Annotated in this window: 11 protein-coding genes and 1 pseudogene; 4 read left to right on the top strand and 8 right to left on the bottom strand. The window is 62.8% G+C overall.

Annotated elements, in window-relative coordinates; all coding sequences use genetic code 11:
• Positions 1 to 125 precede the first annotated feature (125 nt).
• From BLW27_RS19725 to BLW27_RS19715, 3 genes are all read right to left on the bottom strand, one after another.
• Positions 126 to 341 (bottom strand): hypothetical protein, encoded by a 216-nt coding sequence (locus BLW27_RS19725; RefSeq protein WP_089886343.1) that lies wholly within the window; start codon positions 339 to 341, stop codon positions 126 to 128.
• 65 nt (positions 342 to 406) lie between these two features.
• Positions 407 to 757 carry a response regulator gene (locus BLW27_RS19720; RefSeq protein ID WP_245710966.1) on the bottom strand — a complete coding sequence of 117 codons (351 nt, stop codon included), beginning with the start codon at positions 755 to 757 and terminating at the stop codon, positions 407 to 409.
• A gap of 11 nt (positions 758 to 768) precedes the next feature.
• Positions 769 to 2,688 (bottom strand): PAS domain S-box protein, encoded by a 1,920-nt coding sequence (locus BLW27_RS19715; protein WP_218141180.1) that lies wholly within the window; start codon positions 2,686 to 2,688, stop codon positions 769 to 771.
• A 287-nt stretch (positions 2,689 to 2,975) separates the two neighbouring features.
• Here BLW27_RS19715 and BLW27_RS19710 point away from each other — a divergent pair, with 287 nt between their 5' ends.
• The gene (locus BLW27_RS19710; RefSeq protein ID WP_089886339.1) at positions 2,976 to 4,133 is read left to right on the top strand and encodes a sensor histidine kinase; all 1,158 of its coding nucleotides are present in this window, start codon (positions 2,976 to 2,978) and stop codon (positions 4,131 to 4,133) included.
• Positions 4,134 to 4,327: 194 nt separating this feature from the next.
• On the opposite strand, the gene BLW27_RS19705 is transcribed toward BLW27_RS19710, so the two are convergent.
• The 3 genes and pseudogenes from BLW27_RS19705 to BLW27_RS21835 form a co-directional block, all read right to left on the bottom strand.
• Positions 4,328 to 6,295 carry an HWE histidine kinase domain-containing protein gene (locus tag BLW27_RS19705; RefSeq protein WP_218141179.1) on the bottom strand — a complete coding sequence of 656 codons (1,968 nt, stop codon included), beginning with the start codon at positions 6,293 to 6,295 and terminating at the stop codon, positions 4,328 to 4,330.
• 303 nt (positions 6,296 to 6,598) lie between these two features.
• Positions 6,599 to 6,691 carry an SEC-C metal-binding domain-containing protein gene (locus tag BLW27_RS21840; RefSeq protein WP_245710965.1) on the bottom strand — a complete coding sequence of 31 codons (93 nt, stop codon included), beginning with the start codon at positions 6,689 to 6,691 and terminating at the stop codon, positions 6,599 to 6,601.
• Between the two features lie 63 nt (positions 6,692 to 6,754).
• Positions 6,755 to 7,282 (bottom strand): annotated as a pseudogene (locus BLW27_RS21835) (UPF0149 family protein); the annotation flags it as partial.
• 174 nt (positions 7,283 to 7,456) lie between these two features.
• Here BLW27_RS21835 and BLW27_RS19695 point away from each other — a divergent pair.
• Positions 7,457 to 8,515 carry a saccharopine dehydrogenase family protein gene (locus BLW27_RS19695; protein ID WP_089886336.1) on the top strand — a complete coding sequence of 353 codons (1,059 nt, stop codon included), beginning with the start codon at positions 7,457 to 7,459 and terminating at the stop codon, positions 8,513 to 8,515.
• A 1,189-nt stretch (positions 8,516 to 9,704) separates the two neighbouring features.
• On the opposite strand, the gene BLW27_RS19685 is transcribed toward BLW27_RS19695, so the two are convergent.
• Positions 9,705 to 10,229, bottom strand: a complete 525-nt coding sequence (locus BLW27_RS19685) for an RNA 2'-phosphotransferase (protein WP_089886332.1) — start codon at positions 10,227 to 10,229, stop codon at positions 9,705 to 9,707.
• A 1,460-nt stretch (positions 10,230 to 11,689) separates the two neighbouring features.
• The gene (locus BLW27_RS21530; RefSeq protein ID WP_143042384.1) at positions 11,690 to 11,860 is read right to left on the bottom strand and encodes a helix-turn-helix domain-containing protein; all 171 of its coding nucleotides are present in this window, start codon (positions 11,858 to 11,860) and stop codon (positions 11,690 to 11,692) included.
• A gap of 234 nt (positions 11,861 to 12,094) precedes the next feature.
• Here BLW27_RS21530 and BLW27_RS20995 point away from each other — a divergent pair, with 234 nt between their 5' ends.
• The gene (locus BLW27_RS20995) at positions 12,095 to 12,991 is read left to right on the top strand and encodes a site-specific integrase (protein ID WP_143042383.1); all 897 of its coding nucleotides are present in this window, start codon (positions 12,095 to 12,097) and stop codon (positions 12,989 to 12,991) included.
• A partial coding sequence (locus tag BLW27_RS19670; RefSeq protein ID WP_177178014.1) for a transposase occupies positions 12,988 to 13,274 on the top strand: 287 nt, incomplete at its 3' end. The genes BLW27_RS20995 and BLW27_RS19670, both read left to right, overlap by 4 nt.

Raw genomic sequence — 13,274 nt, 5'->3', positions numbered from 1 at the left:
TGAAATTGCTCGCCGAAGGCGCATGGGACAGTCTTGAATTTCGCCACTGCTGTGAGCCGTATTGGAACAAGGGGGGAGCCAGCCAGTTTGACCCGGCACCGCCGCCACTGGGAGACTCACACGAATTATTGGCATGGTCGTTCCGGCGTCACGGAGCGCCCCCGTCTTCTATCGCGCTCGCCTCGCACGTCGGTGAGCATGTCCTTCAGTTCCTCGATGCCATCATCGGTCAAGGCGGTGGTGGCTTCTTCGCCTCCATGGACGCTGATGGTGGCGCCGCAACCGAGGTTGTCGTTGTTCGCGACGATCGCCTCCAGTATTTCAAGGTCGTGGCCGAGCATCTTGCCGCCGTGCAGGGAACCCGGCCAGGCGGATCAGGCTGTCCTGCCCGTCGATCGCTCCACCCTCATTCGAACAGAAGTGCGGAACATCGGGCGAGATCGAAAGGCTTTTGGCAGATCGGAACGTCCGCGTAATGATCGGGAACGATGCTTTTGTCATAGCCGGTCACGAAGACGATCGGCACGCCCCGGTCACGAAGGACATCTGCTATCGCGTAGGAGGTCGTTCCTCTGAGATTGATGTCAAGAATGGCGGCGTCGAGGGACTCCGTTTGTGATATCAGGTCCAAGGCGACGGAGACTGTAGCGGCGGGGCCGACTACTCGCGCACCATCCTCCTCCAGGCTGGCTGCTACGTCCATTGCGATGAGGAAGTCGTCCTCCACGAGGAGGACTGTCCGTCTGTTCAGGGTCACCTGTGCCAAGTTCATTGTCCCGTTGGTTCTGTCGGCCAGTCGAGTGGCAGATCGATCGTGCACCTGAGCCGGTCCGACGCGAGATCGAAGCGCGTCTCGGCGCCAAGAGTGTGGGGCAGTGCTCGTTCGATCAGTTGTTGTCCGTAGCCTCCGTCCGCAAGGGCTCTCGCTTCCTCGCCCCGGGCGAGGTCATCTTCGCGCCACTCGATGACGAGACGGCGTTCGCCCCCGTCTCCCCGTAGCTGCCAGGTCACGTCGAGCGTGCCTCCGCCGGAGGAGAGCGCGCCGTGGTTTCGAGCGTTGGCCGCAAGCTCATGGATCGCCAATGCGAGGGTCTGAACAATGGCCGGGCGGATGCGAACCGACGGACCCTTCAAGGTCACTCTCGGGTCCTCCGCGGCACCTACGGCTTCGAGCTCGACATCGACAAGTGCGCCGAATGTAATCGGCTCCTGATCTGCACGCGAGAGCAGCCCCTGGATGCGGGAAAGCGCGCCGAGGCGATCGTTGAATTGCCGGCGGAACGCCTCGGTCGGTCCCGTTCGCGCCATCGTCTGATTGGCGATCGAGCGCACCACGCCGATGAGGTTGCGCGTGCGATGCTGGAGCTCAGCGACCATGATCGCCTGACGCTCCTGTAGCTCGTGGAGTTCGTGAATGTCGGTGGCGGCGCCGAACCAGCGCACGATCCGCCCCTGATCGTCTCGCCAGGGAAGGTGGCGGATCAGGAACCAGCGGTAGTCGCCGTTCTTGCTCCGAATCCTGTGCTGATGAACGAAGGCTTCTCCAGCGCTATAGGCCTTGGCGAAGAGACCCTCTGTGGTCGAGCGGTCGTCGGGATGAACGGCGGCAAGCCATCCGCCGGCTTGGGTTTCCGCGGAACTTTGGCCGGTGTAGTCGAGCCAGCTTGGGCTGAGTGCGAACCCGGTCGCGGTTGCGTCGGCCTGCCACAGAAGAGCCGGCACCAACGATGCCAGGGAGCGATACCGCTCCTCGCTGTCGCGCAAGCACCGGTCGGACTCGCGCCGCTCGGACGCATCCTGGCCGATCTTCAGAAAACCCTGGGGACTGGCCTTGCCGTCGTAGAGAGGCCGCACCACGCCTTCAATGAAGACGCGCGAGCCGTCCTTGCGCAAATGCTCGCGCACATCGGGAGCGCTCCCCGTCTTGCGCGCCGTCTCGAGCTCGTCCTCGGGCACTCCCGCTTCCCGGTCTTCTGGTGTGTAAAGAATGGATGCGTCCTTGCCCACTGCTTCCTCGGCATCCCACCCGAACACGGCGGCAGCGCCAGGCAGCCAGTCCGTGATGCGGTTTTCGCGATCGGTCGTGAAGATCGCGTAGTCCGTCGCGGTCTCCACCGTGAGCCGAAAGCGCTGCTCGGATTCCCGCAGATCGTCAAGCTTGAAGACCCGGTCGATAACGGGTCCGAGGATGGCGGCATAGGTCCGCAGGAACTCGGTGTCGGCCTCGTCGAAATCCCTCGGTTCGGTGTGATCGACCTGCAAAAGGCCGTAAGCCCGCTTGCCGGGCAGGAAGATGGGCACATTGGCCAGCGCCACCACACCTTCTTCCTTCATGAAATCGGGAACCCCGAAACGAGTCTCCTCATGGATGTTGCGCGAGATGACGGGCTTGCCCACCTTGATCGCGAAGGATTCCGAGGAATTCTTTCCCATGGGAATGTGCATGCTTCCCACGATGTCGGGGCTCCAGCCTACGCCGACGCGGACGAAGAGGGATTGGCCGCCTTCGTCGATCTCGAGCACCTTGGCGCGCCGCACGCTCAGGGCCTCCGCGATGAGCCGGCAGGCCTCGGTCAGCACCGTGGTCAGATCGTCCGACTGAAGCGCGAAATCGCCGAAGTCTGCGAGCAGCTTCTGACGCCGGAAGAGGGTATCGCGATCATCTTTGGCTTTTGTCATTTCCGGCATTCATTGATCCTGTCTGCTATGGCAACGTGCCGCCTTTGCAGGTGTTCCGAGGACGCCGAGGCGTGCGACCGCGCTGGTTTCCGGAAGGGATCATGCCCTCGCCAAACAGGATTGGCCGAGGCGAGATAGCTGACAAAACTCACGGGAACAGCGCAACCGTTCAGCATGGGCAGGCCGATCGCGGAACAAGCCAGCAACCCTTGCCAGACTGAGTGGTGGCAGGCGCCGGGCATCTGGGGCTAAACTGCCTTTGAAAGTCCCCTTTGGGACCCTGGAAAGGAGGCCGCGTGCCGAACCTGGAACAGATGAGAGCCCGGCAGAAAATGCTTGCCGATTTTGGCCATTTCGCCCTGCGGAGCGACGACCTCGACGAGGTGCTGCACGAGGCGTGCCGCCTTGTCTCGGACGCGCTCGACACTGATCTCGCAAAGATCCTGGAGATTGAAGAGGGTGGCAAGGCAGCCCTGGTCAAGGCCGGCGTAGGCTGGCAGGAGGAGATCACTGGTAAGCGCCTGCCGTTCTCGGATCGGTCTTCCGAAACCTACGCGCTCAAGCATGGAGAGCCTGTGGTCTCGCGCAACGTCCGGGAAGAAACGCGGTTCGAGTTCGCCGATTTCCTGATCGACAACGGCGTGGTGTCCTTGGTGAACGTTCCGATCTTCCTTCCGGCGGGCAAGGCCTACGGATTGTTGCAGGTCGACAGCCGCGAGCAGCGTGATTTCGGCGACGACGACATCGAATTCCTGCGGACCTACGCGATCATCCTCGGTCCGGTCGTCGACCGGTTGCACAAGACGCACAGCCTCAAGCAGGCTCTTCAAGCCAACGAGCGCCTGCTTCGAGAGTTGCAACATCGGGTCAAGAACCACATCGGCATCATCACCAGCATGGTTCGGGTGCGGGCAAGGCATGCCCGCTCCGAGGAAGCACGCGAAGAACTGGGCGGGGTCGGCGAGCGCATCGAGACGCTACGCCTGGTGCACGAGCAACTCTACAAGGCGGGCGGCGCGGACATGCTGCCAATGCGGCCGTTCCTCTCGCAGCTGGTCGGAAACCTCTGCCGTCTGCACGAGTCCGAGGCCGGCGGGATCAGGTTCGAGTGCGACATCGCCAACGTCGATCTCGGTCCTGACGCCGCCGTCCCGATGGGGCTGATCGCCAACGAGTTCGTCACCAACAGCCTCAAGCACGCCTTCGATGGCGAGGGCGGCACGATCTTCGTATCCCTTGCCACAGTCGAAGACCGCCTGCGCTTGTGCCTCAGCGACAACGGCAAGGGACTGCCAGCCGACCCGCACGCCGCTCCACGAGGTTCAGGCACCGGAATCAGGCTCATCGAGGGCTTGGCAAGCCAATTCGGCGCGGAGCCGTCCTGGTCTTCATCGGAATCCGGGACGAAGCTCTGCCTCGACATGGATGATGCATGCGATCGGGATGCGATCTGAGCCATCCGGCGCGCCAATGGCAGGTTACTCGGGAGCTTCGGTGACGCCGAGCGGCGGCGGCCTAACCGCCTGCCGCGGCAGCGCACGTCCGCTTCGAACCCTTTCCCACGGCGACACTGATGAACGTTGAAGCATTCACGCGGCAGACGCGGTCGACCGGAAGACGCACTCGCGCACGGCGCGCAAGGAAGAGCTCAGGTTCTGGATGCCGCACCGGCGCCTTGCGCCATGGCTGCGGCGAGGGTGACAACCAGCCGATCCGGGTCGATGGGCTTCTCTGTCCGCGCAGCTTCCTTCAACTCAGGCGGCGGCGCCATCGTCTCCGCGTAGCCGGTCGTGAAAATAAAGGGGATGCCGCGCGCTTTCAGACCGCGCGCGACTGGCCAGACGAACTCGCCATTGAGGTTGATGTCGAGAACCGCAACCTCGACGTCATCCGACACAGCGATCCGCAGGGCGTCCTGCAACGACCCGACTGGTCCCGTCACCGAGCAACCGGCGGTATGGAGCACCTCTGCGATCTCCAGACCGACCAAGTGCTCGTCTTCGACGATGAGGACCGTCTTGCCGCGGAGCGTCGTGGGATCGCCCGAGACACGCTCTTCTTTCTGGCCGAGGCTCGAGGCGTGCCATCCACCGTGGGATTGCAGGCACGTCAGTGGCAGCTCCATGACCGCTTGCAGTCCGTCACGCGCGAATTCCTGCTTCACCTCGCCGCCAAGGTCGTGAGTCAGCGTCAGTTCGATCAAACGCGAGCCGAACCCCTTGCGGCTCGGCGCTGTCTCGATCGGAGGCCCGCCCTCTTCCTGCCAGACGAAGACCAACAGGCCATCGTCTCCATCACCGGATAGGTGCCATTTTGCCGTGACGCTTCCTTCGTCGCGGGATAGCGCGCCATACTTGGCGGCGTTGGTGGCGAGTTCATAAAGCGCGAGGGTCAGAGCTTGCGCGGCCTTCGCGGTCACTTTCACATCCGGCCCATCAGCTTCGAAGCAGTCAGGCCTCTCTCCGCAATAGGGCGCAACAGCGCTCTCCACGAGGTCTCGCAACCGCGCGCCTTCCCAGCGGCTACTTGCCAATAGCGAATGTGACTTCGCCAGCGCGTTGATCCGGCCGACCAGCTTGTTCGCCGCGTCGGGCCCGACTTCCTGCCCGCGCCCGAGGCTTTGACGGGCGATTGCCTGCACCACGGAAAGGGTGTTCTTCACCCGGTGGTCGAGTTCGGACATGAGCATGTTCTGGTGCTCTTCTGCGCGCTTGCGAGGGTTAATGTCGCTGGCAGCACCGAACCATTCCTGCAACTTGTTCTGATCGTCGAAAAGCGGCACGGCACGCGACCGGACCCAGCCGACGCTGCCGTCGATCTGCCGCACCCGGTGCTCCAGGTCGAATTGCTTTTCGGCGACGATCGCTGCGCGGACCGCCGCCGCGACCAGCGGCTGGTCCTCGGCCGGGATGTAGCTGTCCATCCAGTCCCGACGCGGCTCGTGCGTGTCCGTCATGAAGCCTCGACCCCCGAGCGCGTGTATCTCGCTCCAGTCCGGGCTCACGCGAAAGACGAAATCGGAGGTCGAGCTGACCAGAGCGCGGAAGCGCGCCTCGCTCTCGCGCAGTGCCGCCTCGGTGCCGGCGCGCTCCATGGCTGTCCAGGTGCGTTCGGTCACCTCTTCGATCAACGCGATTTCGCCCCGCGTCCAGCGCCGGGCTTGCGCCGAGACCGCGACAATGGCCCAGAGCGGATTGTTCTCGCCTTCACGCAAGGTTGCGGCGACGAGCGCGCGCAGACCGAGCCCCGCAAAGCTTCGCCTGTCGGCATCGGAAAGGCCTTCAGTCTCCGCGACGTCCTCGATCACCAGCGTCCGGTCGAACGCAACCTTGAAGGCCTCGGGGAAATCGGACAAGCGGACGGCCTCTGGCATCGGAGCGACCCTGTCGTTGCCCACCTGATGCGGGAATTCGCCCCGGTCCTCGGCCAGCCGATAGATACCGACATAACAGCGGTCGAGCTGGAGTTGGTCGGAGAGCATGCGGAGCGCGCGCTCGGCGATGGCGTCCGCATTTGGCTCTGCGCGCAGGGCGTCGGAAAGCCTGAGGAGAAACGCCTGCCGCTGCTCGCTCTCCGGAACTGCGGTCCCGAGTCTTTCGCCTGGCGCGTTCTCCATTATCTCCTCCAGCATCTCCGCTATAGGAGCGCCTGGTTCAATCTTATCTCTCTGACCGTATCGCGGCGCAGGGTGTCATGAAAGCTTGCATTTCAATACGCTCAGAGGCCTCGCCCAACCTGACGATGCGCAGACATCAGTTTTCCTGGGCGCGCAAGGAACGGTGGCAAAGCCCGCACCGCCGGCCTTCGGAGATCGGATCATGCTGCACACCGGCACGAAAGGCCGCTTCCGGGAAGCTGCCGCAGCATGCTGCCGCTGATGAACGGCGGCTCCGGGCCGGGAGAAGCTTGGGCCGATCGGTCAGTGCCGGCCGCAGCAATGCTTGTATTTGCGGCCCGACCCACAGGAGCATGGATCATTCCGCCCTGGCCGAGGACCGGCCTTGAACGGCATGTCGGGGAGATTTGCGGGCTCCCGCAAGGAAAGCTCGGGCCGGGACTGATGGAGTATCGTGGCGACGCAGTTCGGGATCAGATCCGGAGCTTCAAGGTCGATCTCGTCGATCTCGTCGTCCGTGAACTTGCTCTGGCCGGTGTAGATATCCTGAAGCGCCATCAGGAAGATCATCGTTGCCCGCGTCTCTTCGTCGGCCTGATCGAGCAGGCGGCTCCAAGCATCCGGTCGCAGCCGCATGGCGCGCGTGAAGCCATCGACCCATGGCTCCCACATGACTTCGTCACTATTGGGATCAACCTAGTAGATCGGTTCGACCCAAAGCGAGCCGGTTATCGCCTCAACGACCGAGTTGTAATGCGCCATCACCGCACCAACGGTCTCCTCGGCGGATTGTTGATCGGGAAATTCCGCCTCTCCCGTCTCACCCCAGACTTGAGGCAACCACTCCGAGGGCGGGATCATCTCCGGACAGGCAAGAACACCGACTATGTAGCCATCCAGTTCGCTGAGCGCCATGGGCATGTTCTCGGCGGGCAGCGCATGCAGCAGCGCGTTAAGTCGATCGAGTTCTTGATCGGACTGGTCCATGGATGTCTCCCAGCGATGTTAAGAGTTTCTAATCTGCCCAATGCCAAGCCGCAATCTGGGCAATGTCAGCTTGAAGCTGCGACCCGGGAGATCGCCTCGCAGACTCGGAATGTCCGCAGTAGAGTTTCACCCGCGAGGTCGACCGGCGCGCCGATCCAATGAGGAAGAGAGAACATGATCGACCTGATGATCTACGGGGCGACGGGATACACTGGGACCCTTGTTGCCGAACATGCGGCTGCCATTGCATCGCAGTCCTCGCCGCCGCCGACGCTGGCGGGGCGCAACCAGGACAAAGTCAGGGCGCTCGCCATGCGCCTGGAGATGCCTTGGGCCGCGTTCGACCTTGCCGATGCGGCCGCGCTGCGCCGCCGCTTGAAGGACGTGAAGGTCTTGCTGAACTGTGCCGGCCCTTTCTCCAAGACCGCTGATCCGTTTATTGCAGCCTGCCTCGAAGCAGGCACTCACTACGTCGACATCACCGGAGAGATCGCGGTCTTCGAGCGCATCGCCGCGCAGGATGCGGCGGCCCGGCAGGCAGGCATCGTCTTGCTGCCGGGCGCAGGCTTTGACGTCGTGCCGAGCGATTGCCTCGCGGCCCATCTCAAGAGGCGTCAGCCCGGACTTCACCGACTGCGGCTCTCCATCGCTGGTCTTGGTCAAGCGAGCCGGGGCACCGCCCGCACCGCGCTGGAGGCGCTGGGGAAGGGAACGATGGCACGACGCGGCGGCGAGATCGTGGAACTCGATCGGCCGCAGCGCAGCCGAAGCGACTTCGGCCAAGGTCCGGTAGAGACTGTCGGGGTCAGTTGGGGCGACGTTGCGACAGCATGGTATTCCACCGGCGCTCAGGAGATCGACGTGCTCTTCGAAGCGTCCCCCCAGCTGCGCCTCGTTTCCCGCGTGCCTCGGCGCCTTCGACCTGCCTTGGGTTCGGCACCCGTGCAGCGCCTGCTGTCGCGGCTGGTGGACCGGATGGAGCATGGCCCTTCGGCCGGGGACCGGCAAAGCGGGCGCTGCTGCCTACTGGGCGAGGGATGGAATGCTGGGGGCGTTCGCGTGGCCAGCCTGATGGAGACGCCGGAGCCCTATGCGTTGACCGCGCAGACCGCCTTCATGATCGCGCAGCGCATCGGGTCCGAAGAAGTGGCCGCGGGCTACCATACGCCCTCAACTGCCTTCGGGCCCGATCTGGCTCTCGAATTCGACGGTGTTTGCCGGATAGACGATTGACACAGGGGCCGGGCCGCAGCGCAAAGCCGTCGTGGTGGCAGGCCCGGCCTGCCACACGGCACGAAGCGCAGGAAGAAGCGCAGGAAGCGGACTCGCGGCGATCCGGCTTCGCCTGGGCCGCCGGTGAACGGCGGCTCTGGACCGTTCATGACGACGAGCCCAACGCTGCGTGCGCAAAAACGGTTCGGGACCGGGTGGATGCGGACCTTCGCCGCGCGGTGCTCGAACGGCCAAAGCGGGCCGAGAGCAACTGCACCCCAGCCGCGTAGCTGATGAACAGAGCCGTTTGCCGCCGCAACGCTGCTTAGTAACCCTCCGCCGAAGGATGCTTCTGAACCAGTAAGTGCGGCGAACAGGTATTCAGTCGCACTCCGCAGTTCGGGCCGTTTTTGCCCCATCGCCTCATCCAGAAGATGAAGGTGTGACTCATCAGGAGCATTTGAACCAGCGTAATGCAGTGGTGATCACGTTGTCGTAGCTCCCGGACAACGCGACTCGCATGAACTCATCGCGTTCAGGCTCGGGAATCCCGGCGCGCCGCGCAGCGCGACGGCATCGCGAGACGATCGCAGGAGCTGATCCGTCTCTACCAGTGATCTGAACATGGACGTGAGGATACTTGGGAGACATGTTGCTTTCCTTGTTCGGTCGGGCCGGCAGGCGGCTTAGACGATAGATGGGTCGATCCCTCGCGACGGAAAAATGCTGGCAGAGATTCTCGTAGCCACGCCACGACCGTCTGCGACGTCATCGTTTCCCCGCGGACCTCACAGCGCGATCGGATACAACGGCCCGATCGGGCTACACGCCTCGACATGAGAAAGGGCGCAACCAACCTCACTGTCCCTGAGGCGTGGGTTGTGCGGCCAAAGTGGGTTGCAGACTTTCGTTATCACCGGGGGCCTAACGGTGCAGGTCCCGGCGGCCCTTGCGCTCCGCAGCAGCCACCGCCGCGGCCATGGCGGGGGAGGCCCAAGCGCCGCCCCGACGGCGACCGCACGCGCGCAGATCCGTTCGGTGAGGATGGTTCATGTGGCTTCGCAGTGACAAGCAACTCCGCTTGATAAAGCACCCGGATATGCCAACGGCTGACCCGGCAAGGCATTTGCTTTGACTGGCGCTTCACGGCCGCGATCGAAAGTTGTCCAAGTTGCGCGTGACCAAGTTCCGGCGTTCAGCACACGTCACATTAGCCGAAACCGAGGTAGGTGGGCGGAACATTGTCTGTAAGCCAGACGCCATTGTCTGCCCTGAAGAATGCATGTCCGTCCGCGTGCATTGCGCCAGCATCGACGCGAAGAACAACCGGCTTTCCATGTCGTCGTCCTACACGGACCGCGGTTTCTGCATTTCCGGAGAGATGCACTTGGCGGCGACCTCCCGGATGCAAACCGACTGCGAAAATGTCGTCGAGGTTCTGAGCGGCAGTTCCGTGATACAGGATGTCAGGGGGTATGGCGGCTGGCAGCTCGAGATCAACATCAATGGAATGACCCTGTGCGGCACGGATCTTGCCGCCACGGATCGTGAACCGCTTCTTGTCGTTGACCCTCACGATTTCCTCAAGCTGCTCTCGGGTCATGGTCCGGCCCGATTTCTTGAGCATGCGCAAAAGCTCGTCGATCCTCGCCCATCCCGCTCTGTCGAGCCGAAGGCCGATCAACCCGGGCTCGTGGCGGAGAATGCGCGCGAGGAACTTGCTCTCACGGCTCATGGATCATTTGCCATCAGGCGGAGTGCTGCCGCCGGTCGTTACTTTCGTCCTTTCCCGCACCTCTCGCTCACGGCGCGGCGCCCAGCCGTGAATGCCGAAGACCCCCAGGATACGCCACACGAGACGGATCAGCCCCCTTTGCCATGCGGGCCGGTTTCTAAAGACCCTCAGGTCGGGTCGGACTTCCAACAAGCGCTGCCGGAAACCGGAGCGCTGCTGTGCTTTCGTCGCCAAGACTTCTGCGAGCCAAGCCGGAACTTGCTCTCGGTCTGCATGAAGAATGTCTTCAGCTGTCGGAGAGATCCCTACCCGGTCGAGTGTCGCCCGCAGTATCTCGACTTCGGAAGCAAGTTCCTCTTGGGTCATTTCATGCGTCGATGTCCGAACCATTAGCTGTCCTCGATTTTCGACTTCCCGTGACCGGAAGCGAAGAGCCCCGGACGGCGGCCGCGATGCTACCCGGCAGCCGCGAGCTTCTCTCCAAGAGCGGCACGTAGGATACGGAAACGCACGGGCACCAAACTGCGGGGAGGTCCCGCGTCGCCGACCACGACCGGTTGCGGACGCCCCCGAAAATTTTGGGCGGTCGGAAGTTTTCCATAGGGAGTTCCGCTACTGCTCCTCAGGCGGGGAAATCGCGGATACGCTGTGCGTCCAAGCCTCAAATTCTGCGAAAATCTGGTTCGAACTTTCTCCCGTTGGGTCCATCGTCTCCTCCGGAAGATGAAGGTGTGACTCATCAGGAGCATTCGAACCAGAGTAACGCAGTGGTGATCACGTGGTCGTAGCTCCCGGACAACGCGACTCGCATGAACTCATCGCGTTCAGGTTCGGGAACCCCGGCTCGCCGCGCAGCGCGACGGCATCGCGAGACGATCGCAGGAGCTGATCCGTCTTTACCCGTGAGCTGAACGTGGACGTGAGGATACTTCGGAGACATGATGCTTTCATTGTTGGGTCAGGCCGGCAGGCGGCTTAGACGATAGATGGGTCGATCCCTCGCGACGAAAAAGCGCTGGCAGAGATTTACGTAGCCACGCCCCGACCGTCCGGGACGCCTTTGTTTCCCCGCGGACCTCACAACGCGACCGGATACAACGGCCCGATCGCGTGGCAGACTCTCGTTATGATTGAGGGGCCCGACGGTGCAAGTCACGGGGGCTCCACACGCCCGCCTCTTTACACCAAAGCCCGATCCGGTTGCGCTGAATGAAGGCTACACCGCATCGGGCCAGCTATCCGTGCAACCGCGAGGGGGACGACTTATGGGCCCAGATAGGGGGCCAAGATTGCGTGCCGATTGACATGAAGGGGATGGAACAGGAAGTCTACCGGCCGGTTCAGGAAGGGTGCAGCTGAGAACAGAGGGATACTGCCGCCGCGCTTCGCGCAGTTCACATGCCGGCTGCTGCGCCACGTCTCTTTAGCGAAGCTTTGCGCGCACGGTCTCCCGATCGTTGTCAGGAAGCGCCGCAGGCCGATCGGTAGCGCGCTACGTCGTCCGAAGAGGGAAGCTGCCCGGCGAGGGATTCGAGGCGGCGCACTGTCTCCAGGTCCATTCCGGATGCCTCGGCCACCTCGAGGTCCGACATGCCCGCGTTCCACCTGCGACCGAGGAGTTCACGAGCCAAGGCTCTCTTCTCGGCGTTTGCTTCCTGTCGCCGGACGACATCCGGGCGGCAGAGGCGCATCTTGTCGCGGAAGCTGTCCATGACACCGGAGCGTAAACGCTCCGGACTTGGCAGTCCACGAAGTTCGGCGCGTCGGAGATGTCTGCGCCGAGACGCGCGCTACGCTGTGCATATTTACTTCCTGGAAGTGGCCCCACGGGTCACCAATTCTGCTGGAATTTCGGAATTTTGAAAATGGCCAAGATTACCCGCGAAACTTATTCGTGGAGGTGTTCCTTGGCACGTAAGGAGACGTGGCATCCGACGTGGAGTCACAGTTCCGGGGACTGGTCCGTTGACTTCCGAGTTAGCGGTCGCCGCATCAGAAAGAAGCTGGGTCTTGCAGATCGAGGGCTGCGCGACCTTGCTATACAGACTGCACGGGAACTTTATCGGGAAGCCTGGGAAGCAAGCGCCAAGCAGCAGCCTGCGGCGGATGCAGTCACATTTGCCGAGGCAGCCCGTCTTTACATCGGCGCGGGAGGAGAAGAACGGTTTCTCCCCAAGATCGTCATGTATTTCGGGCCCGAGATCCAGGTTCGGGATGTCGATGCATTGGCTGTCGAGCGAGCCGCTGGCGCACTCTATCCAGACGCCAAACCCGAAACGGTGCGCCGTCAGCTTCGAGTTCCCATCCGCGCGGTGCAGAACTTCGCTCTTGGGAAGCGCCGAGAGAGAATCGAGGATACACGCCGAGTCCGCTGGCTATCTCCCGAAGAAGCCGAACGCCTGCTGGCTTCGGCGGCGCAACCCGAAAAAATCGGCCTTCGAGATCCTAACAGGGAAACGCTGCGAAAGATCGTGTTCATGCTGGGGACCGGCGCCGGTCCGGGAGAGACAATGGCGTTGACAGGCGAGGGCTGGAACGCTGCCACGCGCGAATGGTGGCTGCCGGGAACGAAGTTCGTCTACCGTGCCCGCTTTGTTTGCTTGCCAGAACGGACGGTCTCACTGATCGGGGAAATTCCAGAGAATGGGCCTTCCTTTGTCGCGCCGAACGGCCAGCCTTATGTCATGACCGAGGCGTTGTTGCGTAACTCTGACTGCGGGCGATTCACATCGCGAATCCATGCGGTTAGACGGGTCGCATGAGCAAGCCTCCTCCCGCCCGCTACCGCACGACGAACTGGTCCAGCCATAACGCCGCGTTGCGCAAGCGCGGCTCGATGCTGATCTGGGTAGACAAGGAAATGGCCTGGCTGGCGCCGCATGAAGGTCGGCTCGGCCGCCCTCCCGTCTTCTCCGATGCCGCGATCCAGTTCTGCCTCTCGATCAAGGTGCTTTTCAAGCTGCCCTTGCGGCAGACCGCGGGCATGGTGGCCAGCCTGCTGCGGCTGGCGGGGTTGAACTGGTCCGTCCCCGATTTCAGCACCCT

Source organism: Citreimonas salinaria, from assembly GCF_900107235.1.
GTDB lineage: Bacteria > Pseudomonadota > Alphaproteobacteria > Rhodobacterales > Rhodobacteraceae > Citreimonas > Citreimonas salinaria.
Note: the sequence above shows the minus strand (reverse complement) of the source record. Positions and strands in the feature narration are given on the sequence as shown.